The sequence below is a fragment of the Methylobacterium sp. J-092 genome (genome assembly GCF_022829325.1).
Taxonomy (GTDB): domain Bacteria; phylum Pseudomonadota; class Alphaproteobacteria; order Rhizobiales; family Beijerinckiaceae; genus Methylobacterium.
Genome location: NZ_JAKSXU010000140.1, coordinates 31,148 through 54,978 on the forward strand (window position 1 = coordinate 31,148; position 23,831 = coordinate 54,978).

General features: G+C 72.0%; 22 protein-coding genes. 9 read left to right on the forward strand and 13 right to left on the reverse strand.

All coding sequences use genetic code 11. The annotated features are described in order from the left end of the window. Nucleotides 1–25: 25 nt before the first annotated feature. Genes pdeM through MKK60_RS17285 form a run of 3 tightly spaced genes read right to left on the reverse strand, consistent with a single transcriptional unit; the run spans nt 26 to nt 4,376 of the window. Nucleotides 26–739: a ligase-associated DNA damage response endonuclease PdeM gene (pdeM, locus tag MKK60_RS17275; RefSeq protein ID WP_147859558.1), complete on the reverse strand. Its 714-nt coding sequence runs from the start codon at nt 737–739 to the stop codon at nt 26–28. A gap of 32 nt (nt 740–771) precedes the next feature. Beyond that, nucleotides 772–3,423: a ligase-associated DNA damage response DEXH box helicase gene (locus tag MKK60_RS17280; protein ID WP_243987714.1), complete on the reverse strand. Its 2,652-nt coding sequence runs from the start codon at nt 3,421–3,423 to the stop codon at nt 772–774. Next, entirely contained in the window at nt 3,420–4,376 is a 957-nt protein-coding gene (locus MKK60_RS17285; protein ID WP_147859546.1) for an alpha/beta hydrolase, read from the reverse strand. Before MKK60_RS17285 ends, MKK60_RS17280 begins: the two co-directional genes overlap by 4 nt. Before the next feature lie 226 nt (nt 4,377–4,602). Between MKK60_RS17285 and MKK60_RS17290 the strand changes: the two genes are divergently transcribed. The 3 genes from MKK60_RS17290 (at nt 4,603) to MKK60_RS17300 (ending at nt 6,759) form a co-directional block, all read left to right on the forward strand. Further along, nucleotides 4,603–4,947: a DUF6460 domain-containing protein gene (locus MKK60_RS17290; protein ID WP_147844799.1), complete on the forward strand. Its 345-nt coding sequence runs from the start codon at nt 4,603–4,605 to the stop codon at nt 4,945–4,947. A 28-nt stretch (nt 4,948–4,975) separates the two neighbouring features. Beyond that, nucleotides 4,976–5,236: a hypothetical protein gene (locus MKK60_RS17295; protein WP_243987642.1), complete on the forward strand. Its 261-nt coding sequence runs from the start codon at nt 4,976–4,978 to the stop codon at nt 5,234–5,236. Nucleotides 5,237–5,481: 245 nt separating this feature from the next. Further along, nucleotides 5,482–6,759 carry an MATE family efflux transporter gene (locus MKK60_RS17300; protein ID WP_243951504.1) on the forward strand — a complete coding sequence of 426 codons (1,278 nt, stop codon included), beginning with the start codon at nt 5,482–5,484 and terminating at the stop codon, nt 6,757–6,759. A gap of 10 nt (nt 6,760–6,769) precedes the next feature. Here the strand turns inward: MKK60_RS17300 and MKK60_RS17305 are convergent, their stop codons facing one another. After that, nucleotides 6,770–7,099 (reverse strand): hypothetical protein, encoded by a 330-nt coding sequence (locus MKK60_RS17305; protein ID WP_243987644.1) that lies wholly within the window; start codon nt 7,097–7,099, stop codon nt 6,770–6,772. Nucleotides 7,100–7,297: 198 nt separating this feature from the next. Here MKK60_RS17305 and MKK60_RS17310 point away from each other — a divergent pair, with 198 nt between their 5' ends. Then, the gene (locus tag MKK60_RS17310; RefSeq protein ID WP_147729473.1) at nt 7,298–8,182 is read left to right on the forward strand and encodes an HpcH/HpaI aldolase/citrate lyase family protein; all 885 of its coding nucleotides are present in this window, start codon (nt 7,298–7,300) and stop codon (nt 8,180–8,182) included. 118 nt (nt 8,183–8,300) lie between these two features. Continuing rightward, a complete protein-coding gene (locus MKK60_RS17315; protein ID WP_243987646.1) occupies nt 8,301–8,696 on the forward strand; it encodes a hypothetical protein in 396 nt (131 codons plus the stop codon). 232 nt (nt 8,697–8,928) lie between these two features. Here the strand turns inward: MKK60_RS17315 and MKK60_RS17320 are convergent, their stop codons facing one another. The 3 genes from MKK60_RS17320 to MKK60_RS17330 are packed head-to-tail and all read right to left on the reverse strand — an operon-like array spanning nt 8,929 to nt 12,370. Next, nucleotides 8,929–9,699, reverse strand: coding sequence for a class I SAM-dependent methyltransferase (locus tag MKK60_RS17320; RefSeq protein WP_243987647.1), 771 nt, complete (start codon nt 9,697–9,699; stop codon nt 8,929–8,931). A gap of 59 nt (nt 9,700–9,758) precedes the next feature. Further along, entirely contained in the window at nt 9,759–10,064 is a 306-nt protein-coding gene (locus tag MKK60_RS17325; protein WP_243987649.1) for a hypothetical protein, read from the reverse strand. Beyond that, nucleotides 10,061–12,370, reverse strand: a complete 2,310-nt coding sequence (locus MKK60_RS17330; RefSeq protein WP_243987657.1) for an FdhF/YdeP family oxidoreductase — start codon at nt 12,368–12,370, stop codon at nt 10,061–10,063. Before MKK60_RS17330 ends, MKK60_RS17325 begins: the two co-directional genes overlap by 4 nt. 161 nt (nt 12,371–12,531) lie before the next feature. Between MKK60_RS17330 and MKK60_RS17335 the strand changes: the two genes are divergently transcribed. Next, on the forward strand, nt 12,532–12,813 hold the full coding sequence (locus tag MKK60_RS17335) for a hypothetical protein (RefSeq protein ID WP_147843450.1): 282 nt from the start codon (nt 12,532–12,534) through the stop codon (nt 12,811–12,813). 80 nt (nt 12,814–12,893) lie between these two features. Here MKK60_RS17335 and MKK60_RS17340 read toward each other — a convergent pair whose 3' ends face one another. Together MKK60_RS17340 and MKK60_RS17345 are read right to left on the reverse strand one after the other, a co-directional pair. Then, nucleotides 12,894–13,982: a quinone-dependent dihydroorotate dehydrogenase gene (locus tag MKK60_RS17340; RefSeq protein ID WP_243987664.1), complete on the reverse strand. Its 1,089-nt coding sequence runs from the start codon at nt 13,980–13,982 to the stop codon at nt 12,894–12,896. Then, the gene (locus tag MKK60_RS17345) at nt 13,979–14,326 is read right to left on the reverse strand and encodes a DUF952 domain-containing protein (protein ID WP_147843452.1); all 348 of its coding nucleotides are present in this window, start codon (nt 14,324–14,326) and stop codon (nt 13,979–13,981) included. Before MKK60_RS17345 ends, MKK60_RS17340 begins: the two co-directional genes overlap by 4 nt. Before the next feature lie 189 nt (nt 14,327–14,515). Here MKK60_RS17345 and MKK60_RS17350 point away from each other — a divergent pair, with 189 nt between their 5' ends. From MKK60_RS17350 to MKK60_RS17360, 3 genes are all read left to right on the forward strand, one after another. Next, nucleotides 14,516–15,148 carry a helix-turn-helix transcriptional regulator gene (locus MKK60_RS17350; protein WP_147727904.1) on the forward strand — a complete coding sequence of 211 codons (633 nt, stop codon included), beginning with the start codon at nt 14,516–14,518 and terminating at the stop codon, nt 15,146–15,148. A 336-nt stretch (nt 15,149–15,484) separates the two neighbouring features. Continuing rightward, nucleotides 15,485–16,576 (forward strand): ATP-binding protein, encoded by a 1,092-nt coding sequence (locus tag MKK60_RS17355; protein WP_243987671.1) that lies wholly within the window; start codon nt 15,485–15,487, stop codon nt 16,574–16,576. Between the two features lie 142 nt (nt 16,577–16,718). Then, nucleotides 16,719–17,687: a TIM44-like domain-containing protein gene (locus tag MKK60_RS17360; protein WP_243933929.1), complete on the forward strand. Its 969-nt coding sequence runs from the start codon at nt 16,719–16,721 to the stop codon at nt 17,685–17,687. Nucleotides 17,688–17,721: 34 nt separating this feature from the next. Here the strand turns inward: MKK60_RS17360 and rsmA are convergent, their stop codons facing one another. The 4 genes from rsmA to lptG form a co-directional block, all read right to left on the reverse strand. Then, a complete protein-coding gene (gene rsmA, locus MKK60_RS17365) occupies nt 17,722–18,585 on the reverse strand; it encodes a 16S rRNA (adenine(1518)-N(6)/adenine(1519)-N(6))-dimethyltransferase RsmA (protein WP_243987680.1) in 864 nt (287 codons plus the stop codon). A gap of 277 nt (nt 18,586–18,862) precedes the next feature. Next, a complete protein-coding gene (gene pdxA / locus MKK60_RS17370) occupies nt 18,863–19,981 on the reverse strand; it encodes a 4-hydroxythreonine-4-phosphate dehydrogenase PdxA (RefSeq protein ID WP_243987684.1) in 1,119 nt (372 codons plus the stop codon). A 75-nt stretch (nt 19,982–20,056) separates the two neighbouring features. Further along, the gene (locus tag MKK60_RS17375) at nt 20,057–22,657 is read right to left on the reverse strand and encodes an LPS-assembly protein LptD (RefSeq protein ID WP_243987686.1); all 2,601 of its coding nucleotides are present in this window, start codon (nt 22,655–22,657) and stop codon (nt 20,057–20,059) included. 80 nt (nt 22,658–22,737) lie between these two features. Continuing rightward, the gene (lptG, locus tag MKK60_RS17380; protein WP_147841626.1) at nt 22,738–23,826 is read right to left on the reverse strand and encodes an LPS export ABC transporter permease LptG; all 1,089 of its coding nucleotides are present in this window, start codon (nt 23,824–23,826) and stop codon (nt 22,738–22,740) included. Nucleotides 23,827–23,831: the final 5 nt, after the last annotated feature.

The window sequence follows — 23,831 nt, forward strand, 5'->3', positions numbered from 1 at the left end:
GCCCGCTAGCACGCGGGCGAAAACCTCAATCCTTCGCCAGCATCGACCGCCCGATCGAGAACACCCGGCCGTCGCCGAGGAGATGCGCCGTGAACCCCGCCGAGAACAGCGGCTCGAACGCCGCGTCGCGGACGTTGAGGCCGCCGGCATAGGCCCCGAAGGCCGGCATCACCAGGCGGGTGCCGTCGGTGACGAAGCAGCGGCGGCGCACCGCGCGTCCGCGCATCGCGACCTTGCCGCACGGGTGGAGGTGGCCGGCGATCTCGCCCGGCGCCGCGCCCGGGGTCGGCTCGTGGCGGAGGGTGAGGCCGCCGAGCGTCATCACCTCGGCGTAGCGACCGCCGACGCCCTCGCTCACGGCGGCGTCGTGGTTGCCGGCGATCCAGACCCAGTCGCGGCCCTGCTGCAGGGCGGCGACCATCGCCCGGTCGCCGGGCTCCATCCGCTCGGGGCCGCGGGAATCGTGGAAGCTGTCGCCGAGCGCCACGATGCAGGCCGGGTCGAAGCGCGCCACCGCCTCGTGCAGGCAGGCCAGCGTCTCGCGGGTGTCGTAGGGCGGCAGGAACTGGCCGGTGCGGGCGGCGTAGGCCGAGCCCTTCTCGAGGTGGAGGTCGGAGACGATCAGCGTGCGGTGATCGGCCAGCCACAGGCCGCCGCACCGGTCGAGGGTGAGGGTCTCGCCGGACAGCTGCAGGCCGGGGGATTTTTGAGTCTTCTCGAGTCTCAGGCCGAGCGCCAAGATGGTGTCCTCGTCGGTAGGGGAGGGCGGCGTCACCCCAGCGCCTCCTCGAGAAGCTGGGCCTCGGCCTCGGCCAGGATCTCGTCGGCGCCCTCGCCGTAGACCCGTTCGCGCCCGATCTCCAGCATCACGGAGACCGAGAGCGGCGAGACCCGGTCGAGGGCCTTGTGGGTGATTCGCCCCTGGATGCGCTCCAACATCATGCCGAGCCGCCTCACGTCGAGGAGTCCGGTTGCCGCATCCTGGCGCGCGGCGCGCATCAGCAGGTGGTCGGGCTGGTGCTTGCGCAGCACGTCGTAGATCAGGTCGGTGGAGATCGTGACCTGCCGGCCGGTCTTCTTCATGCCGGGATGGCGGCGCTCGATCAGCCCGGCGATGACCGCGCATTGGCGGAAGGTGCGTTTCATCATCGAGGATTCGTCGAGCCAGGCGTCGAGGTCGTCGCCGAGCATGTCCTGCGCGAACAGGTCTTCGAGGAAGGCGGGATCCCGGGCGATCCGCTCGGACAGGTCGCGGGTCATGAAGATCGCGATGCCGTAATCGTTGGCGGCGAAGCCCAGCGGGCGCAGGCCGGCGCGCTCCAGCCGCCGGGTCAGCAGCATGCCGAGCGTCTGGTGCGCGAGCCGGCCCTCGAACGGGAACGCCGTGAGGTAGTGGCGCCCGGCCCGCGGGAAGGTCTCGACCAGGAGGTCACGCTCGCCCGGCAGCAGCGAGCGGCTGCGCTGGAGGAGCAGGTAGTCGGCGACCTGGCGCGGCAGCCGGTCCCACTCGAACGGGTCGGCGATGATCGCGCGGACTCGGGCGGCGAGGTAGGTCGAGAGCGGGAACTTCGAGCCGGCATAGGACGGGATCGCCGGGTCGGTCCCTGGCCCGGCGCGCGTGGCCATCGCCTCGTCCTCGGCCAGGCCCTCGAAGCGCAGCACCTCGCCGGCGAACAGGAAGGTGTCGCCCGGCGTCAGCGTGTCGGCGAAGTCCTCCTCGATCTCGCCGAGCACCCGGCCGGTCTTCGGCAGCACGGTGTTGGGCTTGCCCCGCATCGCGCGCGCGAGGCGGACCTTCACCTTGGCCGCCTCGACGATGGTGCCGATGTTCATCCGATACTGCTGGGCGACGCGCGCGTCGCGCACCCGCCACAGCCCGTCCGGCCCGCGCAGGATCTTGGCGAAGCGCTCGTAGGCGCGCAGCGCGTAGCCGCCGGTAGCGACGTAGTCGACGACCGCCTCGAAATCCTCCCAGGACAGGGTGGCGTAGGGGGCGGCCGAGATCACCTCGTCGTAGAGCGCCACCGGGTCGAACGCGTCGGCGCAGGCCATGCCGAGCACGTGCTGGGCGAGCACGTCCGGCGCGCCGAGGCGGGCATCGGGCGTGTCCTGCGCCGCCTCCTCGACCGCGTCGAGCGCCGCTTGGCATTCCAGGATCTCGAAGCGGTTGCCGGGGACGAGGTAGGCCTTCGACGGCTCGTCCATGCGGTGGTTGGCGCGCCCGATCCGCTGCATGATCCGGCTCGCCCCCTTCGGCGCGCCGACGTTGACCACGAGGTCGACGTCGCCCCAGTCGATGCCGAGGTCCAGCGTCGCGGTGCAGACGATCGCCCGGAGCGAGCCCGCCGCCATCGCCGCCTCGACCCGGCGGCGCTGGGTGGCGTCGAGGGAGCCGTGGTGGAGCGCGATCGGGAGCACGTCGTCGTTGAGCCGCCACAGCTCCTGGAAGGTGTACTCCGCCTGGAGCCGGGTGTTGACGAAGACCAGCACCGTGCGGTGCGCCCGGATCAGGTCGTAGATCGCCGGCATGGAATGCCACGCGGTGTGCCCGGCGAGCGGCAAGGTCTTGCCGGTGTCGAGCAGGTGCAGGTCGGGCGCCGCGCCGCCGGCGACGACGACGAGGTCGGCCATGCGTGGACCTTCCCCTCCCCCCCCTGCGGGGGAGGGTGGGCCTCGCGTGAGCGAGGGTCGGGAGCGGGGCGCGACATTTCCGGGAGCGGCGCTCCCCTCTCCCGACCCGCTTCGCGGGCCACACTCCCCCGCAGGGGGGGGAGGGAAGGCGGCGTTCTGCGGCACGAGGTACTTCCGCAGCTCGTCCGGCTCGCGCACCGTCGCCGACAGCCCGATCGCGGTGAGGCCGGGGCTGAGGCGGTGCAGGCGGGCGAGCGCCAGGGACAGCAGGTCGCCGCGCTTCGAGGTGACGAGGGCGTGGAGCTCGTCGAGGACGACGCAGCGCAGCCCGGAGAAGAACTCGGTCGCCTCGCGGTGGGCGATGAGCAGGGCGAGCTGCTCGGGCGTGGTCAGCAGGATGTCCGGCGGCCGCTCGATCTGGCGGGTGCGCTTGTGCGACGGGGTGTCGCCGGTGCGGGTCTCGATCCGCAGCGACAGGCCGATTCCCTCCACCGGCGCGTCGAGGTTGCGGGCGATGTCGACGGCGAGCGCCTTCAGCGGCGAGATGTAGAGCGTGTGGAGCCGGCGCTCGGAGGGCTTCGCCCGGCTCTGCGACAGCGCGACCAGGCTCGGCAGGAAGCCGGCGAGCGTCTTGCCGGCGCCGGTCGGGGCGACGAGCAGCGCCGAGCGGCCGGCGCCCGCGATGCGCAGCAGGTCGAGCTGGTGCGGCCGCGGGGCCCAGCCGCGCGCGGCGAACCAGGCGGCGAAGGCCGGCGGCAGGGCGCTCGGGTCGGCCGCCGCGCGCCGGCTCAGGCGAGCGCCATCAGGAAGCGGTCGATCAGCTCCAGCGCCCGCTCCGTCATCGCGCCGGGATAGCGGATGAAGACGTGGCAGCCGCCGGGATAGACCGCCGTGTGGCCGCCGTTGCCCGCCGCCGCCCAGCGGGCGGACATGTAGAGCGTGTCGTCGAGCAGCGGGTCGCAGGTCCCGACGGTAAACAGGGCCGGCGGCAGGCCCTTGAGGTCGGCGTAGATCGGCGACACGTCCGGCCGGCGCCGGTCGATGCCGTTGCGGACGTAGCCGTCGGCGAAGGCGGTGAGGTCGGTGGTGTTGCACACGAGGCGCTCGTCGCCCCAGTTGCGCACCGACGGGGTCAGCCCGAGGTCGAAGAAGCCGGCGTTGAGGTTCGCGCCGCGGAAGGCGCGCGGAAGCCGGTGCTTGTCGCGCAGGCGCAGCAGCACCATCACCGCGAGGTGCGCCCCGACCGATTCGCCACCGATGGTCAGCGCCGAGATGCCGAACTCGGCCTTGCCCGGGCCGGCGAGCCAGAGCGCCGCCGCCTCGCAATCGAGGAGCGCCGCCGGGTAGGGATGCTCGGGGGCGAGGCGGTACTCGACCGAGAGGCAGACGAAGCCGCAGGTGTCGGCGATCCGCTCGAGCCACGGGTCCTGCTCGTCGGCCGAGCCCCAGACCCAGCCGCCGCGGTGGATGTGCAGGTAGGCGCCGCGCAGCTTCACGCCGGCCCGGGGGCGGATCACCCGCAGGTTCAGCGGGCCGCCGGGGCCGTCGATCGTCATGGTCTCGGCGCGGGCGCTGCGCGGCATCGCGGGCGAGGCGGGCGTGCCGGCGCGGCGCCGCGCGCGCACCTCGGCGATGGGCAGCGACCACGGGTCGGCCTGCGCCGCGTGCGCCGCGACGATCTCGGCGTTAAGGCGCTTGGTGTCCGGATCGATCGTCGCCGGGTCGAACAGGGCGTGGTCGATCATGGGGCGTTTCGTCTCGTCTCTTGGGGCTGCGCGGGGCGAGGCGTCACGGCATCCGCGAATTCCGAACCCATCTTGGCGCGCGAGCGCTGCATTGCCATCTCGGTTCGGCCGGCGAAACCGCCTAACGCCCGAACCACGATCCGGTTTCGCGCCCGGTGTGGTGCATCCGTCACGGTTCCGCCGGCTTCGGACGGTTGGAAGACCTTCATCCCGCAAAGGAATGTCGATGATCGTCGAGCACGACCCGCGCCGCCCAGGCCAGAACTATTCGGGAGACCCCTACCAGGGACCGCCGCCGGGCTATCGCGCTTCGGCCCTGCGCCGCTTCCTCGGCGGCTCGCCGGCCGGCGTGTTCCTACGGCTGCTGTTCCTCTCGGTCCTGGTCGGCGCCTTCATGGCGATGCTCGGGCTGACCCCGGCGCGGCTGTTCTGGCAGATCTACGACGCGGCCCGCGCGCTGATCGATCTCGGCCTCGCCACCTTCCACGATTTCGGCGGCTGGATCCTGGCCGGCGCGGTGGTGGTGGTGCCGCTGTGGCTCATCTCGCGGCTGTTCGCGGTCTCGCGGTAGGAGAGCGATCCGACGAGAGGGGTCGCCGATGGGCGGAGAGGACGAGGCCAAGCGTGACCTGGCGATCGCCAACGAACGTGCGAAACTTCTCGCCAACGCCCTCGATCGCTCATCGACGGCCAGCATCACCGTCGGCATCCTCGGTCCGACCGCGGCGGCGCTGTATGGGCTGGGCGCGGCGCTGCCCGGTCGCGGCGGTGCCTTTTACGCGGGAACTGCTATACTCTGGCCTCTTGCCGCCCTGCTGCTCCACCTCATGGCGCGGCACGTGCTCGGGACACTCAGGTGATGGAACTCGCGATCTACGCCAACGTCGTCCTGCCGGTCATCATCGTGGCGATCGGATATGCCGCGATGCGCTGGCACCTGCATCAGGCGTCGAAGGGAAACTGACGTCGCTCCGCGGCCGATGATGCATCCCTCTTCGCGCTCGCGCTCGCGCGGCGTAGCGCGGGCGACGCACCGGAACCTCCAGAGCCTTTGACCCCACCTCTCCCCATCACCGGCCGGCGCGTACTCGCGCTCGCCCTGCCGATGACGATCGCCAACGTCACCACGCCGATGCTCGGCTTCGTCGGCGCCACGGTGATCGGGCGGCTCGGCGACGCCGCGCTGCTCGGGGCGATCGCCCTCGGCGCCGTGATCTTCGACGCGCTGTTCTGGTCGTTCGGCGCGCTGCGTATGGCGACCGCCGGCCTCACCGCGCAGGCGGTCGGCGCCCGAGACGGCGCCGAGGTCGACCGGACCTTGGCGCGCGCCCTCGCGGCGGCCCTCGTCGCCGGCCTCGCCCTGGTCGTCCTGCAAGGACCGATCGCGGCCGCCGCCTTCCGGATCACCGGCGCGAGCCCCGCGGTGATCGCGGGCCTCGCGACCTACATCCACATCCGCATCCTCTCGGCGCCGTTCGCGCTGGCGAACTACGCCGTGCTCGGCTCGGTGCTCGGGCGCGGCCGCACCGATCTCGGCCTGCTGCTGCAGGTGGCGATCAACCTGGTGAACATCGGCCTGACGCTCGCGCTGGTCCTCGGCCTCGACCTCGGCCTGTCCGGCGCCGCCCTCGCCACGGTGATCGCGGAGGCGGCCGGCCTCGCCCTCGGCCTGGCGATCCTGGTCCGCCTCGGCTCGAAGCCCTGGCGGGTGCCGTGGTCCGAGGTCCGCGATCCCGTCGCGCTGCGGCGCACGCTCGCGGTCAACGGCGACGTGATCGTGCGGACGCTGGCGCTCGTGTCGGGCATCGTCCTGTTCTCCGCGCTCGGCGCACGCCAGGGCGACGCGGTGCTCGCCGCCAACGCGGTGCTGTGGAATCTGTTTCTGATCGGCGGGTTCTTCCTCGACGGCTTCGCCACCGCCGCCGAGGCCCTGTGCGGGCAGGCGGTCGGCGGGCGCGACGCCGGCGGGTTCCGCAAGGCGTCGGCGCTGTCGCTCGGCTGGTGCCTCGGCTTCGGCCTCGGCGTCAGCCTGCTGGCGCTCGTCGGCGGCCACGCCTTCATCGACTTCGTCACCACGAGCGAGCCGGTGCGCGCGGTCGCGCGGCGCTACCTGCCGCTGGCCGCCGCCGCCCCCTTCGTCGCGGCGCTGCCCTTCGCCTACGACGGCATCTACATCGGCGCGACCTGGACGCGGGCGATGCGCAACCTGATGCTGGCCGCGCTCGCCGCCTATTGCGCCGCCCTCGTGCTCGTGCAGGGCCTGAATCTCGGCAATGCCGGCCTGTGGCTGGCCTTCCTCGCCTTCCTCGGGGCGCGCGGCATCGGGCAGGCGCTGGCTTATCCGGGGCTCGCCCGGCGGACGTTCCTCCCGGGCCGCGCCTGAGCGGCCCGCCTCAGCGCGGGTCCTTCCAGGTGGTCGGCGCGGACCCGGCCGGCGGCACCGCCTCGACCCTGCGCTGCACGCTACGCCGGGCCGGCGCCTCCGCGCGCCGCTGCCGGACGAGGCGGGCGCGCCGCATCCGCGGGCGCCGCGCCCGCTCGCTCGAGGAGCCGACGACGCCCCCGATCACCGCCCCCGCCACCGCCCCGATCGGGCCGGCGACGAGGGCGCCGGCGACCGCGCCGGAGCCGACGCCGACCACCGTGTTGCTGGCGGCCGAGGCCGTCCCCGGCAGGGCGAGGCCCGCCGTCAGCATCAGCCCGAAAAGTGCGTGTCGCAGCATGGTCTTGCCCTTCGATCGGTGGCGTTTCCCCAGCCCTTGGCCGCGGAACGTGACCAAAGCGGGGCCCGGCCGTTGCACGAACGACACGGCGTCGGCGGTTTCGATTGCGCCGGAATCTCCGGGTTTCGGCGCTGCGGCCCCTGGTCAGGCGAGTGCGTTGCGGTAGGGTCGCGCGATTTTATCCGGGGTCCCAGCCGAATGTCCGATCTCCGCCTCCGCCGCAGCGTCCTCTACATGCCGGGCTCGAACCAGCGTGCGCTCGACAAGGCGAAGACCCTGCCGGCCGACTGCCTGATCCTCGACCTCGAGGACGCGGTCTCGATGGAGGAGAAGGATCTCGCCCGCGATCAGGTCTGCGCCGCGGTCAAGAGCCGTGCGTACGGCGACCGCGAGCTGATCATCCGCGTCAACGCCCCCCAGACGCCGTGGGGCGAGAAGGACCTGCGCGCGGCGATCGAGGCGCGGCCGGACGCGATCCTGATGCCGAAGGTGTCCTCGCCGGCCGTGCTCGAGAGCATCGCCGACCACCTCGAGGCCCTCGACGCGCCGGACGACATCGCGGTCTGGGCGATGATCGAGACGCCGGCCGCGATCCTGAACATCCAGGACATCGCCCGCGCCAGCCGCGACCGGCGCACCCGGCTCACCTGCTTCGTGCTCGGCACCAACGACCTGGCCAAGGACACCTGGGCCCAGCTCGTGCCCGGCCGCGTGCCGATGCTGCCGTGGATGATGTTCACCCTCGCCGCGGCCCGCGCGTCCGGGCTGACGATCCTCGACGGCGTGTGGAACGACATCGGCGACGTTGAGGGCTGCCGCGCCGAGTGCCGTCAGGCGCGCGACCTCGGCTTCGACGGCAAGACGCTGATCCACCCCAACCAGCTGGAGCCGGCCAACACCTCCTTCGCCCCGACCGAGGAGGAGGTCCGCCGCGCCCGCCTCGTGCTCGAGGCCTTCGACCGGCCCGAGAACGCCAAGCGCGCGGCGATCAAGGTCGAGAACCGCATGTACGAGCGCCAGCACGTCGGCATGGCCAAGCGCGCGGTGACGTGGTCGGAGGCGATCAAGGCCAAGGGGCAGTGAGGGGACGGGCGGCCGACGAATGGCCGCTTTCGGGAAGCGCCGATCCGCGTGAAACGCGCAACGCGCACCACACGCCGTAGCCATCTCCGACGCTGCGGCGACGCGAAGAGACAAGCTCATGCTGAGCGCGATCTCTCGACCACTGGCGGCCGCTCTCGCGGGAAGCGCCTTGCATGGAACCGTAGCGCTCGCGCAGCCAGCCGAGTGCGGCAAACTTCAAGAGATGATCGAGGAACGCAGGGCGTTCGTGGCGGCGGTGAATGCCGGTCCGAAGTCGGCGATCACGAAGACGCCTGAGGCGACCTGCACACTGTTCGGTGATCTGCAGCGGAATGGCGCCATTGCGATCGCCTGGATCGAAACGCATCGGGCGTGGTGCGCGATTCCCGACGCGTTCGCCGAACGCTTCGAGGCCGATCAGATGAAGACCCTCGCGATCGGCGATCGGGCGTGCGGCCTCGTTCGCCCCGCGCCTCTGCAGATCGATCCGCTGCCGGCTCATCCGAGAGGATGACGGCGCCGATCGTGGCAATCGTCGTGTTCGCTTCGGGGAAAGAGCTGGAGCATTCCAGGGCGAGGTTGCTTCCGGTTCGCGTGCAGAAAACGCGATCTCTCAAATGGAGCCATTCCCGTGATCCAGGGATCACGGACATCGCTCGGGAGTTCGATATTCCTCCCGCGATGAGGTCTCCCCTTCCTGGCTCGTGACAACGTCCTGGGTTGTTCCGGCATCAAATCGCGACCGGTCAGCCCGATGCCGTGCAGTGGCACGCCACCGTCTCGTAGGGGTAGGCCACGCTGTCGTGCCCGGCGAGGTCCGGCGTGGCGGCGATCAGCCCCCGTATCTCGGCGGCGACGGCCGCCTGCTCGCCCGGGGGCAGGGCGGCGATGAAGCTGACCGAGAGCGCACGGCCGACGATCACGTCCTCCGATGGTCCGACGTGCCGGTGCGGCAGGCGCCGCTCGTGCAGGGGGCCGAAGCCCGGGCCGGGGAGCACCGCGCGCCAGTTTTGCGTGCGGTAGCGCGGGGTGTCGTCCTCGTAGGCGTCGACGATCCGCGTCAGCGCCGCGACCCAGGGCACGGATTCGTCGCGCACGTTCCAGACCAGCCCGAGCGTGCCGCCGGGGCGGAGCACGCGGCGGATCTCGGCGAGCGCCGCCGGGGTGGAAAACCAGTGGAAGGACTGCGCGCAGACGACCGCGTCGACCGAACCGTCCGCGAGGGGGATGGCCTCCGCATGCCCCGGATGGGCCGCGACATCGGGATTTCGCGCGGCGAGCCGTGCCAGCATCTCCGGCACCGGCTCGACGGCGACGACGCGCGCCCCGGTGGCGGAGAGGCGCGGGGTGAACTTTCCGGTGCCCGCGCCGAGGTCGAGCACGGTGCGGCCGGGGCCGAGCCGCAGATCGTCGCGCAGCCAGCCGTCGAGGGCGGGCGGATAGTCCGGGCGGCCGCTGACGTAGGTGTCGGCCTGGGCGGCATAGCCGGCCGCGGCCGACCGGTGGATCGTGTCCATCCCGAGCCCTCGCTTCCCTCGAACGCTGCCCCACGGGTTCGCCGCCCCGCAGGCAGGCGTCAAGCCGGGTCGGCCGCCGCGGCGGCGACCAGGGCCGTGCCGTCCCCGGTCAGCGCGTAATGCGCCCGGCCCGACCGGGCGTCGCGCCGGCCCACCGCGACGAGCCCGGCTTCCTCCAGGGCGGTGACGGCGCGCAGCGCGTGGGCGTGGGCGACGTCGAGGGCCTTGGCGAGGCCGCGGCTGTCGGCGGCCAAGCCGCCCTGCGCCGCCGCCAGCAGCACGGCCTCGATCGATCCGAGATCCGGCCGCCGGCGGGCGATCGCGTCGACCAGCGCCAGGAACGCGGCGTCGTCGGCCTCGCTCAAGCCGCCGCGGCCGCTTCCGCGCGACCGCGCACCGTGACCAGCACCGATTTCGAGGTCGGCGTGTCGCTCTCGGCGCCGAAGGTCGAGAGCGGCACCAGCACGTTGAGCTCGGGATAGTAGCCGGCCAGGCTCCCGCGCGGCATGTCGAACGGCACCAGCCGGAAATCCTCGGCGATGCGCGACGTGCCGTCCGCATGCAGTCCGATCACGTCGACCCGCTCGCCGAAGCTTTCACGCAGGGTCGCGAGGTCGTCCGGGTGGCAGAAGATCACCCGGCGCTCGCCGTAGACGCCGCGGTAGCGGTCGTCGAGGCCGTAGATCGTGGTGTTGTATTGGTCGTGGCTGCGGAAGGTCTGCAGCACGAAGGTGTTCTCGGCCGTCGAGGCCACCTGATGCTCGGTCGCCTCGGGGAGCGCGTCGGCGGAGAAGTTGGCGTGGCCGGTGGCGGTCTCGAACACCCGCTCGGCGGCGAGATTGCGCAGCATGAAGCCGCGCGGGCGCCGCACCCGGACATTGTAGCCGGTAAATCCCGGGATCGTGCGCTCGATCCGGTCGCGGATGCGGTCGTAATCCTCGGCCATTTCCGCCCAGTCGATCCGGCCCGAGCAGACGGTGGCCGCGGCCATGCCGGCGATGATCGCGATCTCCGAGCGCAGCTCCTTCGAGGCCGGCTTGTTGATGCCGCCCGAGCCGTGGACCATGCTCATCGAATCCTCGACGGTCACGATCTGAGTCTTGCCGGCGGCGTTCCGGTCGATCTCGGTGCGCCCGAGGCAGGGCAGCACGTAGGCGACCCGGCCCGGCACCAGGTGCGAGTGGTTCAGCTTCGTCGCGATGTGGACGGTCAGCTCGCACGAGGCCAGCGCCTTGGCCACTAGGGCCGTGTCCGGCGTGGCGCGGGCGAAGTTGCCGCCGAGGCCGATGAAGGCCTTGGCGCTGCCGTCGAGCATCGCGCCGATGGCGGCCAGCACGTTGTGGCCGTGCCGGCGCGGCGCTGCGAAGCCGAACTCGCGCTCGAGCGCGTCGAGCAGGGCGGCCGGGGGCTTCTCGTTGATGCCGACCGTGCGGTCGCCCTGCACGTTCGAGTGGCCGCGCACCGGGCACAGGCCCGCGCCGGGCCGCCCGATGTTGCCGCGCAGGAACATCAGGTTGGCGATCTCGCGCACCGTCGCCACCGAGTGGCGATGCTGGGTCACGCCCATCGCCCAGGTGGCGATCGACTTCGACGAGGCGACGTAGATCGCCGCCACCTCCTCGAGCACGGCGCGGGCGAGGCCCGACTGGTCCTCGATCGCGTCCCAAGTGGTCACGTCGACCGCGGCGCGGTAGGCGGCGAGGCCTTCGGTGTGGCTGTTGAGGAAGGCGCGGTCGAGCACCGAGGGGCGGCCGGCGGCGAGCGCCGCGTCGTCGGCGGAAAACACCGCCTTGGCGATGCCGCGGAAGGCGGCCATGTCGCCGCCGAGCCGCGGCTGCAGGTAGTGGCTGGCGATCGGCCGGCTCGCGCCGCGCAGCATCTCGACGGTGTTCTGCGGGTCGGCGAAGCGCTCCAGGCCGCGCTCGCGCACGGGGTTGAACACGACGACCTTGGCGCCGCGCTCGGCGGCCTTGCGCAGGTCGGCCAGCATGCGCGGGTGGTTGGTGCCGGGGTTCTGCCCGACGACGAAGATCGCGTCGGCCTTCTCGAAATCCTCCAGGAGCACCGTGCCCTTGCCGATGCCGATGGCCTGGCCGAGCCCGATGCCGCTGGCCTCGTGGCACATGTTCGAGCAGTCGGGGAAGTTGTTGGTGCCGTAGGCGCGGGCGAACAGCTGGTACAGGTAGGCGGCCTCGTTCGAGGCGCGGCCGGAGGTGTAGAACTCGGCCTGGTCCGGGTGGTCGAGGCCGCGCAGCGTCGCGCCGATCTCGGCGAAGGCCGCGTCCCACGTCACCGCGACGTAGCGGTCGCTCGCGGAATCGTAGCGCATCGGATGGGTGAGGCGGCCCTCGCCTTCGAGGGCGTAGTCGCTCCAGCCGCGCAGCTCGGTCACGGTGTGGCGCGCGAAGAACTTCGGCGGCGTGCGCTTGTCGGTGGCCTCCCACGACACCGCTTTCACGCCGTTCTCGCAGAACTCGAACGACGAGCCGTGCTCCGGGTCGCCCCAGGCGCAGCCGGGGCAGTCGAACCCGTCGGGCTGGTTCGCCTTAAGCAGGGCGCGGGCACCCGAGAGCGGGGAGCGGCTGCCGAGGAGATGCTTGCCGCAGCTCTTCAACGCGCCCCAGCCGCCTGCGGCCGAGGAGCGCTTGGGCGTGGCGACGGGGTCGGTCATGACGGGGCCTGAATCGGGTTTCGCGCGTGGCGATCACGCACTTGCGAGATAAGAGACCGCGTGGGTGCTTCTCAATCGTGCCCCGGCGCACCCCCCTCATGCGTCCGGCACGCGCGCATTTTTAATGGTTCTCGTTTCCGGACACGGCGAAGGGTCGGTCGATGCAGGCACGGGTTCGGATCGTCGCGGCGCTGGCGGCCGGCTGCGCGGTCGCGATCGCGATGATGGCGCACGACCGCGCCCGGGATGCCGCCTGGGCCGTCACGGCGAGCCAGATCGCCGACGCGCGGGCGCACGGCAAGCCGGGGGTGGAGATCGCACCCGGCCGCTTCGTCGCGGAACCGCTCCCGAGCGAAGGGGCCGCGCTGCTGCCGGTGAAGTGGGGTCTGATCGGCGCCGTCGTCGCCGGCGCGGTGCTGGTCGGGACGCGGCGGCGTGCGTGAGCGGGCGGCAAGCGCTCCCGTGACTGCAAACGAAGCCGCGCCCTCCCTCCCCCCTCTGCGGGGGAGGGAAGGGCGCCGGTCTAAGCCGCTTTGGTCAACGCCTTCGCGTCGCGCCCGACGATGTCGGCCAAGCTCGCCAGCCCCTCGGCCCGCATCCGCTCGAGCAGGCCGCGCTTGATCGTGGAGACGAGGCCGGGGCCTTCGTAGACCAGCGCCGAGTAGAGCTGCAGCAGGCTCGCGCCGGCGCGGATCTTGGTCCAGGCGGCCTCGGCCGAGTCGATGCCGCCGACGCCGACCAGGGGCAGCCTGTCGCCGACGCGCCGGTAGGTCTCGGCCAGCATCCGCGTCGAGGGCGCGAAGAGCGGACGGCCGGACAGGCCGCCGGCCTCCCCCGAGAGCTTCGTCTCGGTGAGCGAGGCCGGCCGCGCGATCGTGGTGTTCGAGACCACGAGCGCCTGAACCCCGCGGCGGATCGCGGTCGCGCAGATCGCATCGAGCGCGTCCAGCGTGATGTCGGGGGCGATCTTCAGGAGGATCGCGGCCTTCGTGCCGTTCCGGGCCGCGGCCGCGTCGCGGGTCGCGACCACGCGGGCGAGCAGGTCGTCGAGGAAGGCCTCGCCCTGGAGGTCGCGCAGGCCCGGGGTATTGGGCGACGACACGTTGACGGTGACGAAGTCGACCAGCGGCGCCAGCCGCCCGGTGCAGGCGACGTAGTCGGCGAGCCGGTCGGTCGCGTCCTTGTTGGCGCCGATGTTGACGCCGACGATCCCCGGCCGCCCGGCCCGCGCCCGCAGGCGCTCGGCGACGACGTCGAGGCCGGCGCTGTTGAGCCCGAAACGGTTGATCACCGCCCGGTCGCCGGGAAGCCGGAACACCCGCGGGCGCGGGTTGCCGGGCTGGGGCTTCGGCACCACGCCGCCGACCTCGACGAAGCCGAAACCCAGGCCGAGCAGGGCGTCGGCCGCCTGCGCGCCCTTGTCGAAGCCCGCCGCGAGCCCGACCGGATTCGGAAACCTTCGGCCGAACACCTCGACCGCGAGCCGAGCATCGTCGGCCGGCGGCGTGCGGGCCGGCAGCAGGGTCAGCGCGCGAACGGTGAGGTTGTGTGCGTGCTCCGCGTCGAGGCCGTGGAGGGCCGGGCGAAGCAGCGGGAACAGGGCGCCGATCATGCCGGAATCTCCGCGGGCAGCGCGGGCACGCCGTCGGGGCCGAGCGGCAGCGCGCTCACGCTGCGTACCGCGTCGAGGGGCAGGTCGCCGTAGAGGTGCGGGAACAGATCGCCGCCGCGGGAGGGCTCGAACCGCAGCGCGGGGCCGAGCGCCTCCGCCTCGACGGCGACGAGCACGAGGTCGTTCTGTCCGGAAAAGTGCCGCCGCGCGGTCTCCGCGAGCTGCGCGGCTGTGGAAAAGTGGATGAAACCGTCGGCCCGGTCGATCCCGGCGCCGGTGAACCGGCCGAGGCCCTCCGCGTCCCGCCAAAGCGTCTCGGGACAGATCTTGTAGATCAGCGTCATCGCGGCACCCGGTCTCCGATGCGCCGTCGATAGGGTGCCGGGCCGCCTCCTGGCAACCGTTTCGGGGTGCGACCGGGCCAGCGGAACGGCGTGGATCACCCATTCGGCCGATTGCCTTTTTCAATCCGTAGTTCTACTTTCCTACAACTAGGCCGTGCGTCTCAGCGGTCGTTTTCGCCTTGGTCACGCATGCTGTCCCACGAGCAGATTTGGAATGCCATCGACCGTCTGGCCGAGCGCCACGGCTTTTCGCCATCCGGCCTCGCCCGACGTTCCGGCCTCGATGCCACCAGTTTCAACCGATCCAAGCGCGTCGGCGTCGACGGCCGCAAGCGCTGGCCCTCCACCGAGTCGGTGTCGAAGGTGCTGGCCGCGACCGGCGCCAGCCTCGACGACTTCCTGCGGCTGATCGAGGCGCGCGAGGGGCCGCCGCGCGCGACCGTTCCGCTGATCGGCCTGACTCAGGCCGGCGCCGGCCGCCAGTTCACCGACGAGGGCATGCCGACCGGCGGCCCCGGCTGGGAGGAGATCGAGTTTCCCGATCTCGGCGAGGAGCGCGCCTTCGCCCTGGAGGTTCAAGGCGATTCGATGCTGCCGCTGTTCCGCGACGGCGACGTGTTGATCGTCTCGCCATCGGCCGGCGTGCGCAAGGGCGACCGCGTGGTGGTGCGGCTGCATTCCGGCGAGGTGCTGGCCAAGGAACTCCGCCGGCGCACCGCGCGCACGGTCGAGCTCGCCTCGCTCAACCCCGAGCACGAAGACCGCAACCTCAACGTCGGCGAGATCGCCTGGATCGCCCGGGTGATGTGGATCCGGCAGTAGAGGCTGTCGGGGGGCGGTCGGTCCTCCGCTCCGTCGTCCCGGGGACGTGCAGCGGAGCCGGGGATCCAGACCCGTCGGTGGCGCTTTCCCGAGCACGGCCTGCGGTTCTGGATTCTGCGTGCGCCTTCGGCGCCGCGGAATGACGCGATTGTGTTGAAGGGCCTGAGGCCCGACGCAGCCCCGGATGGGGCCTGCGAGAGACGGCGGACCCGCTTCTGCACTTGGGCGCCCGACCGCCGCCGCGTCCCGCGGCCGCGCTTCAGGCTTGGCCGTCCGGCGCGATGCGGCTATCGCTGAGCGCGTCGGGGCCGTCGCTCCGCGAGGCCGGACGAGAGCATGGCAGAGCCCGACGCGGACGCCTTCGACGAACCGGCGCTCGAGGCCGGCTGGACCGCGCTGCTCGATGCCGCGGCGCCCGCCTTCCTGTTCGACCCGCGCCGGCCCGACGCGCCGATCGTGCACGCCAACCCGGCCCTGCTGCACCTCGCCGGGCTGGAAGCCGCGGCCCTGGTCGGGCGGAACGTCCGGCTTCTGGCGGCCGACCGCCGCACCCTCGACGACGGCGCCGAGTTCCTGGCGGCGCGCGGCGACGGCTCCACCTTCTGGGCGCGCCTGACCCTCGGTCCCATCGCCGGGAGCCCGTACCACCTCGGGCAGGTCTTCGACGTGACGCGCCGGCGCGACGCCGAGAGCGCCCTGGTGCTGTCGCGACAGCGCGAGGCGCTGGGGCTGCTCACCAACAGCGTCGCGCACGAGTTCAACAACTTCCTCCAGATCCTGATCGGCTACATCGACGGGCTGAAGCGCCGGCTCGGCGACAGCCAGGAGCCGTTCATCCAGCGGGCGATGAGCCGCTCGACCGACGCCACCGAGCGTGCCGCGATCCTTACGCGCCAGCTGCTGGCCTACTCGCGCAAGATCGCCCCCGACGTGCGCCCGATCGACCTCGACGCGCTCGTCGCCGCGACGGCGGAGCGCCTGCGCCCCGGCCTGCCCGCCGGCGTGCGCCTGGAGGTCGCCGGCACGCCCGGCCTGCCGCGGGCGATCAGCAACCCGCTCCAGGTCGAGCTGGCGCTCGGCCACGTCGTCACCAACGCCTGCGAGGCGATGCCGGACGGCGGCACGATCCGGATCGAGAGCTTCCACATCGCACCCGGCGACCGGTCGGTCCAGCGTCCGGAGGACGGCGCGGTCGGCATCCGCATCGCCGACACCGGCGCCGGCATGTCGCCGGAGATGCTGGCCCGGGCGCTCGCGCCCTTCGCCACCAGCCGCGAGGCCGGGCGCGGGGCGGGGCTCGCCATCGTCCACGGGCTGATGAAGCGGCAGAACGGCACCATCGCCCTGGACAGCCGGGCGGGGGAGGGCACGCAGGTGCGGCTGGTGTTTCCGGCCGCGCCCGAGCGGGCCGCATCCGGCCCGCACTGACGATTCGTTCGCGATGCTGCGGAAAACATCGCGGACCGACGGACTAAAACCCCGCGCCCCGCGTCACCATCTTAATCGTCGGCGCTGGCGCCAGGACGTTTGACGACGTCTACGACGTTTCGAGATGATTAGAGGCGTATCGATGCTCACCTCCACCACGCGCCGCAAGCGTGCGGCGACCATCCTGGCGCTGGCGGCCGCGCTGACGGTCGCGGCGCCCGCCGTCGAGGCCCGGCCGGGCGGCGGCGCCAGCATGGGCTCGCGCGGCTCGCGCACGTTCAACGCGCCGTCGGCCACCACGACCGCCCCGAGCGCGGCGCCGATGCAGCGCACCCAGACGCAGCCCTCGCCGGGCATGACCAACCCCGGCATGCAGGCCCCTGCCGCGCGCCCCCGCTTCGGCGGCGGCTTCATGGCCGGCCTGCTCGGCGCCGGCCTCCTCGGCGCGCTGCTCGGCGGCGGCTTCTTCGGCGGGCTCGGCGGCATCGCCTCCATGCTCGGCCTGTTGCTGCAGGTCGGCCTCGTGGTGCTGCTCGTCTCCTTCGCGGTGCGCTGGTTCCGCCGCCGCAACGGAGAGCCGGCCGCCGCGGGCGCGCCCTACGCCCGTTCGGGCATGGATCCGAACGCGGCCGGGGGCGGCAATCCCGGCCTCGGCGGTTCGGCCGGCACCGGCGGCATGATGGGCGGCGCCCAGCGTCCGCCGCAGCAGCGCCCGGTGCAGATCGGCCCGAACGACTTCCAGTCGTTCGAGCGCCTGCTCAACGAGGTCCAGGACGCGTATTCGCACGAGGACATGGTCGGCCTGCGCAACCTCGCGACGCCGGAGATGGCCGGCTACTTCGAGGAGGAGCTGCGCGGCAATGCCGCCCGCGGCGTCGTCAACCGCATCTCGGACGTGAAGCTGCAGCAGGGCGACCTGTCGGAATCGTGGGGCGAGGGCGCGCAGGACTTCGCCACGGTGGCGATGCGCTACACCCTGAAGGACGTGACGATCGACCGGAACAGCAACCGCGTCGTCTCCACCGAGCCGGGCGAGGCGACCGAGTTCTGGACCTTCGTGCGCACGCCCGGGCGCCCGTGGATCCTCTCGGCGATCCAGCAGACCCGCTAAGACGCCACGCTTCGACGAAACCGGCCGGCGTCCCTCACGGGGCGCCGGCCTTTCTATGCGCGTCCCACAGGTTGGCGAGCCGGACGAAGCCGGCCACCGGCACCTCCTCGGCCCGCGCGGTCTCGGCGATGCCGGCCTCCGCGAGCAGGGCGATCGGCTCCGGCGTCAGCCCCTTCAGGCTCTGGCGCAGCATCTTGCGGCGCTGCCCGAAGGCGGCGCGCGTCACCGCCTCGAGCGCGCCCGCCCGGCAGGGCAGGGGGTCGGCGCGCGGGACGATGCGCACGACGCTCGACGTCACCTTCGGCGGCGGCACGAAGGCGGAGGGCGCCACGTCGAACAGGATGTTGCTCTGCGTGCGCCAGCCGCACAGCACGCCGAGGCGGCCGTAATCGGCCCGCTCCGACTCGTCGGCGACGATGCGCTCGGCGACCTCGCGCTGGAACATCAGCGTGGCGGAATCCCACCACGGCGGCCAGGCCTCGCCGTCGAGCCAGCCGGTGAGCAGGGCGGTGCCGACGTTGTAGGGCAGGTTCGCCACGATCCGCGCCGGCCCGTCGCCGATCAGCGGCCGCGGGTCGAAGGCCAGGGCGTCGGCGTCGACGACCGTCAGCCGCCCGGGATGGTGCGCCGCGATCTCGGCCAGGGCCGGCAGGGCGCGGGGATCGCGCTCGACCGCGATCACCCGCGCGGCGCCCTCGGCGAGCAGCGCCCGCGTCAGCCCGCCGGGCCCCGGCCCGACCTCCAGCACGGTCACGCCCGCGAGCGGGCCGGCCGCGCGGGCGATCCGCCCGGTGAGGTTGAGGTCGTACAGGAAGTTCTGGCCGAGCGCCTTCTTCGGCTCCAGCCCATGCCGCGCCACCACCTCGCGCAAGGGGGGCAGGCCGTCGGGGGCGGTCATGAGGAGCGTGAGTCCAGGTGTGCGCCGACACGGCTCAGGTGCCCGCGTCTCCCTCCCCCCTCTGCGGGGGAGGTTGGGCCTCGCGTTAGCGAGGGTCGGGAGAGGGGAGCGCGTTGTCCGGATACGGCGCTCCCTTCTCCCGACCCGCTTCGCGGGCCACCCTCCCCCGCACCCAAGTCGGGCCTGCCCGACTTGGGCACACAGGGGGCGGATCTCGGGCAAGCCCGAGATCCGTCGGGGGGAGGGAAGGGGCGTTCGGCGTTTCGAAAAACGATGCTCACAGCTCGTCCTCCGCATCGAAATGCGCGGCCGGGGCGGAGCGGGGGCGGCCGGCATAGGCGTTGAGCGGGATCACGTCGGCGGTGCGGCCTGCGCCGCCGGCCCGCGCTGCGGCGGTGCGGGCGAGGCGGTCGGCCAGACGGATCGCGGCGATCAGGCTGTCGGGACGGGCGAGGCCCTTGCCGGCGATGTCGAAGGCGGTGCCGTGGTCCGGCGAGGTGCGCACGAAGGGCAGCCCGAGGGTGACGTTGACGCCGTCGTCGAAGGCGATGGTCTTCACCGGGATCAGCGCCTGGTCGTGGGTCGGGCAGAGCGCCACGTCGTAGGTCTGCCGCGCCCGCGCGTGGAACAGGGTGTCGGCCGGCAGCGGCCCGCGGATGTCGATGCCCTCGGCACGCAACCGCGCCACCGCCGGTGCCAGCACGTCGCGGTCCTCGTGGCCGATCGTGCCGGATTCGCCCGCATGCGGGTTGAGGCCGGCCAGCACCAGACGCGGCGCTTCGAGCCCGAAGCGCACGGCGAGATCCCGGGCGACGATGCGGGCGGTCTCGACCACGAGATCCTGCGTCAGCAGCCCCGGCACGTCGCGCAACGGCACGTGGATCGTCACCGGCACGACCGCCAGCGTCTCGCTCCAGATCATCATCACCGGGCGCGGCGGGGTGCGGCCGGGCGCGACCGCGAGCGCCGCCAGGAACTCGGTGTGGCCGGGATGGGCGAAGCCCGCCCGCGTCAGCACGAACTTGGCGATCGGGTTGGTCACCACCGCGCTGGCCCGGCCCGCGCGGACGAATCCGACGGCGGCGGTGATCGACTCGATCGTCGCCCCGGCCGTGACCGAATCCGGGACGCCCGGCTCGGCTTCGGTCTCGCTGCCGCTCGGCAGCGCCACCACGGGGAGCGCGCGGGGAAACACCTCGGCCGCCGTCTCGGGGTCGATCTCGGCCACCGGCACGGGCAGGCCGAGCCGGTTGGCGGTCCGCTCGACGAAGGCCGGGTCGGCGACGAGGAAGAAGGCGGGGAGCGGATCGCGCGGCGTGCTGGCGAGCCAGGCCGCCAGCGCCAGTTCCGGTCCGATCCCGGCGGGGTCTCCGAGCGTCAGGGCGAGGGGGAGCATCGGGGTCGGCGGGGTTACGCGGCGGGGAGGCCTGCCTTAGCAGGCCGCCCGCGCCGCCGCGACCCGCTCCCGCGCTCAGTGCGCCGAGGCGATGCCGTCCGCGGTGGTGGCGGTGCCGACGTTCTGGCGCAGGTCGGCCTCGCCGAGGGTCTTGAGCTCGACGCGCAGCAGCACGGTCTGGTTGCGCTCGGCGACGCCGGTCACGGTGGCGATCGGCGAGACGATGTAGTTCAGCGACACCGTGGTGCACTCGTCCTGGTAGCCGGCGCCGACGCTCATGCCCGACAGGTAGAACCGGCCCGGGTTCTGGTAGGTCGGCAGGGTGCCGACCGGGTTGGCGATGTAGCTCGCCAGCGCCTCGGAATAGAGCGTCCGCGTGTCGAGGTAGTGCGTCAGGTCGACGAGCGCCGAGCCGGTGACGAACCAGTTCGGGGTGATGTTGTAGGTCGCCGTCGCGGTGATGCCCTCGCGGCGATGGCTGAAGCCGAGCAGCGGCTGCGCCTCGTAGTACGAGTAGAACGCCGACAGCGACAGCGGCAGGAACGGCGCGAAGCGCGCGGTGACGCCGGTCTCGAAGCGGTTCACCTTGAAGTCCGCGTGGTCGAAGCGGGCGCGGGTGATCAGGCTGATGTTCTGGTTCGGCGAGACCTGGAAGCGGCCCACGAAGTCGGAGGCGGTGCTCTCCAGGCCGGAATCGAGGCCGACATTGGCGATGTCGCCGCGGCGGAACGAGTTGACGCCGGCGAGCTGGATCGACTCGCCGAACATCGCGTTCGCGTACCAGCCCGAGGCGGTGACGACCGAGTACTGCGCGCCGAGGTTGGTGCGCACGCCGCCCTCGACCCGGTCGTAGCCGGAGAACTTGTCCCACTGGAACAGCGAGGTGTCGTCGAAGACGAGGCTCTGCGCGTCCTCGTTCGGCAGGTGGCCGATCCGGGTCTCGGAGGGGCGTGCGATGACCTGGGCGATCGGCTCCAGGGTGTGGACGCCGAGCGGCCCGAAATCGCTGACGAACGGATAGCGGTAGTCGATGCCGACCGCCGGCATCACCCGGCCGGAGAAGCCGTCGTCGACGGAGGCGATCTGCGGCACCAGGGCGTTCTGGTAGCCCGACAGGCTCGGGTTCACGAAGAACGCGTCGGTGCGCAGGTACGCAAACGGCGTGATCGCCTGGCCGAGGTCGTCGATGAAGGTCCGGCGCCAGGAGAGCTGGGCCGAGGCGCGGGTGTCCGTGCCGGCCAGGCCCCGCACCAGGCAGGTGTTGCGGTTGAAGGTCGTGCAGGTCTCGTAGAGCGGGTAGCTGATGCCGTTGACGCTCGGGCTGAACAGGTAGGTGCCGGTGCGCGGCAGGCCCTGGAAGTCCGTCGCCTCGCGGGTCAGGCTGGTGATGTTGGCTTGGAAGCGGACCTCGCCGCCGAGCTCGCTCGGGCCGTTGATGCGCTTGTCGTAGTCGATCACCGGCAGGACCAGCGGCTGCTCCTTCTGCCAATCGAAGCTCGACAGGCCCTTGAAGTAGTAGCCGCGCATCTCGAAGTACGAGCGATCGCCCTGGCCGGTGAGGTACGCGGTCGATACCGCCTCGCGGAAGTAGTCCGTCGTGATCGACTGGTTGCGGATGCGGTAGTTGTCGAGGAACCACTTGTCGGTCACGCCGACGAGGTCCCAGCCGGTGCGCCAGCGGTCGTTGATGTAGAACCGGCCCTTCGATTCGATCGAGCCGCGGAAGTCGCGGTCGCCCGCGCCGATCGGCCCCGGCAGGAAGGCCGAGGGCGTCGTCTGGAAGATGCCCGAGACTCGCAGGTTGTAGCTGCCGTTGTCGAGGCGCTGGCGGAACTCGCCCTGCCCGAGCACGCCCTGGCGGCTCAGGAAGGACGGCGACAGCGTCAGGTCGTAATCCGGCGCGAGGTTGAAGAAGTACGGCACCGTCAGGCCGGTGCCGAGCGCCGTCGTGTTGATGAAGCGCGGGGTCAGGAAGCCGCTCTGGCGCTTCACCGTCGGGTCGGCGGACTCGAAATACGGCAGGTAGGCGACCGGGATCCCGGCGATCTCGACGGTCGAGTCCTCGAAGTAGATCGTGTGGGTCTCGTTGTTGTGGATGATCTTGGCGGCGCGCACCTGCCACAGCGGCGGCTTCTCCGGGTGGTCGCGGCACGGCTCGCAGGCGGTGTAGGTGCCGGAATCGAAGCTGGTCTGCTCGCCTTCCAGCCGCTCGCCGCGCGGCGACGAGAAGCGCGTGCGGATGGTCTCGCCCTTGCGCTCCACGGTCTGCTGGATGCGCAGGCTGTCGATGAAGCCGCTCTTGAAGTCGTCGGTGAGCTCCATCTTCTCGCCGGTGACGACGGCGCCGTCCTGGTCGGTCAGGCGGACGTTGCCCTCGGCGAAGACGCGGCTCGAGGCCCGGTCGTAGCGGACGCGGTCGGCCTGCAGCGTGCGCGGGCCGTAATGCAGCTCGGCGTTGCCGCGCGCCGTGACGGTGTTCTTGTCGTTGTCGTAGATCAGCTCGTCGGCCTCGACGAGGAGCTTGTCGCCGGGCTTGCCGGCCACGGGCTTGCCGGCGACCGGCTTGCCGCCCGGCAGGCCCTGGGCGCCCGCGGGCACGGCACCGCCGACGGACGTGCCGGCGCAGAGCAGCGCCAGCAGCCCGAGGACCTTCGCGATGTCGGCGACCTTACGCAACGCCTGTCCCAACTCCGCTGACGCCCGCCGCCACGTTTCCGTCCACGTCCGTCTCCCGTGCCCGCTCCGGAGAGCGGGCGTCAGCCGTCTTCCTGGTACAGAAGCGTGAGCGTACCGAGAAGGCTTCCTACCACGGCCGGGAACCACGCCGCCACCGGCGCCGCGACGATCCCGGAGGCTCCGAGGCCTTCCATCACCTGGCGGGCGACGTACAGGGCGAACCCCGCGGCGACCCCTCCGAGCACCAGCTTTCCCACACCACCAAAGCGGAAGAACCGTAAGGAAACGGTTGCCGCCACCAGGACCATGGCCAGGAAGAGGATCGGCCGGGCCCACAGCACATCATACTGGAGACGGTAGCGGGTCGCATCCAACCCGGCCCGCTCGGTGCGTGCGATGGTGTCGGGTAGTTGCCAGAAAGGCACGGATTCCGGGGGGGTGAAGCGCTGGCGCACCTGGCTCGGATCGAGGGTCGAGGCGATGAGGTAGGTGCCGAAGGCCTCCGGCGGGCTGCCCGGCGTCAGCACCCGGGTGTCGGTCAGCTCCCAGTAGCCGTCGTGCAGGCTCGCCCGCGCGGCGACGATCTGCGAGACGAACAGGCCGGCATCGTCGAAGGTGAAGACCTGCACGCCGGCCAGCGTCGTCGTGCCCTCGATCGCGGTCTCGGCGCGGATGATCGCGCCGCCGTCGAGGCTCTTCTGGCGGATCCACAGGTCCTTGCCCGAGGACGCCTTGGTCGACTTGGCGAAGATCTTCGCCTCGATCTCGGTCGAGCGCTGCTTCATCATCGCCGAGACCGGGTTGTAGACCCCGACCGTGAAGGCGCCGAGCGCCAGGGCGACGAAGAAGCCCGGCTGCAGGAACTGCCAGGCCGAGATCCCGGCGGCGCGCGCCACCACCAGCTCGAGCTTGCGCGAGAGCTGGAGCATGGCCGCCATCGAGCCGAACAGCACGGCGAAGGGCAGCACGCCCTCGGCCACCGCGGGCGTGCGGTAGAGCGAGAGCTGGGCCATCAAACCTGTGGACGCGCCCTCCGCGTCGCCGGCGCGGCGCAGCAGCTCCACGAAATCGAGGGTGTAGACCAGCGCGAACACCGTGATGAACACGCCGAGCACGGTGCGCGCGAAGCGGGCCGCGAAGTAGCGCCCGAGGGTGAACCCGATCAGCATGCGGT

Bases quoted from the DNA above. Each gene is read 5' to 3' on its own strand.
- MKK60_RS17335 (WP_147843450.1), top strand. From the start codon at position 12,532: ATGCAGGCACGGGTTCGGATCGTCGCGGCGCTGGCGGCCGGCTGCGCG.
- pdxA (WP_243987684.1), bottom strand. From the start codon at position 19,981: ATGCTCCCCCTCGCCCTGACGCTCGGAGACCCCGCCGGGATCGGACCG.
- MKK60_RS17295 (WP_243987642.1), top strand. From the start codon at position 4,976: ATGGGCGGAGAGGACGAGGCCAAGCGTGACCTGGCGATCGCCAACGAA.
- MKK60_RS17300 (WP_243951504.1), top strand. From the start codon at position 5,482: ATGACGATCGCCAACGTCACCACGCCGATGCTCGGCTTCGTCGGCGCC.
- MKK60_RS17330 (WP_243987657.1), bottom strand. From the start codon at position 12,370: ATGACCGACCCCGTCGCCACGCCCAAGCGCTCCTCGGCCGCAGGCGGC.
- MKK60_RS17345 (WP_147843452.1), bottom strand. From the start codon at position 14,326: ATGACGCTGATCTACAAGATCTGTCCCGAGACGCTTTGGCGGGACGCG.
- MKK60_RS17320 (WP_243987647.1), bottom strand. From the start codon at position 9,699: ATGGACACGATCCACCGGTCGGCCGCGGCCGGCTATGCCGCCCAGGCC.
- MKK60_RS17305 (WP_243987644.1), bottom strand. From the start codon at position 7,099: ATGCTGCGACACGCACTTTTCGGGCTGATGCTGACGGCGGGCCTCGCC.
- MKK60_RS17315 (WP_243987646.1), top strand. From the start codon at position 8,301: ATGCTGAGCGCGATCTCTCGACCACTGGCGGCCGCTCTCGCGGGAAGC.
- MKK60_RS17355 (WP_243987671.1), top strand. From the start codon at position 15,485: ATGGCAGAGCCCGACGCGGACGCCTTCGACGAACCGGCGCTCGAGGCC.
- MKK60_RS17360 (WP_243933929.1), top strand. From the start codon at position 16,719: ATGCTCACCTCCACCACGCGCCGCAAGCGTGCGGCGACCATCCTGGCG.
- MKK60_RS17290 (WP_147844799.1), top strand. From the start codon at position 4,603: ATGATCGTCGAGCACGACCCGCGCCGCCCAGGCCAGAACTATTCGGGA.
- lptG (WP_147841626.1), bottom strand. From the start codon at position 23,826: ATGCTGATCGGGTTCACCCTCGGGCGCTACTTCGCGGCCCGCTTCGCG.
- MKK60_RS17285 (WP_147859546.1), bottom strand. From the start codon at position 4,376: ATGATCGACCACGCCCTGTTCGACCCGGCGACGATCGATCCGGACACC.
- MKK60_RS17350 (WP_147727904.1), top strand. From the start codon at position 14,516: ATGCTGTCCCACGAGCAGATTTGGAATGCCATCGACCGTCTGGCCGAG.
- MKK60_RS17310 (WP_147729473.1), top strand. From the start codon at position 7,298: ATGTCCGATCTCCGCCTCCGCCGCAGCGTCCTCTACATGCCGGGCTCG.
- MKK60_RS17340 (WP_243987664.1), bottom strand. From the start codon at position 13,982: ATGATCGGCGCCCTGTTCCCGCTGCTTCGCCCGGCCCTCCACGGCCTC.
- rsmA (WP_243987680.1), bottom strand. From the start codon at position 18,585: ATGACCGCCCCCGACGGCCTGCCCCCCTTGCGCGAGGTGGTGGCGCGG.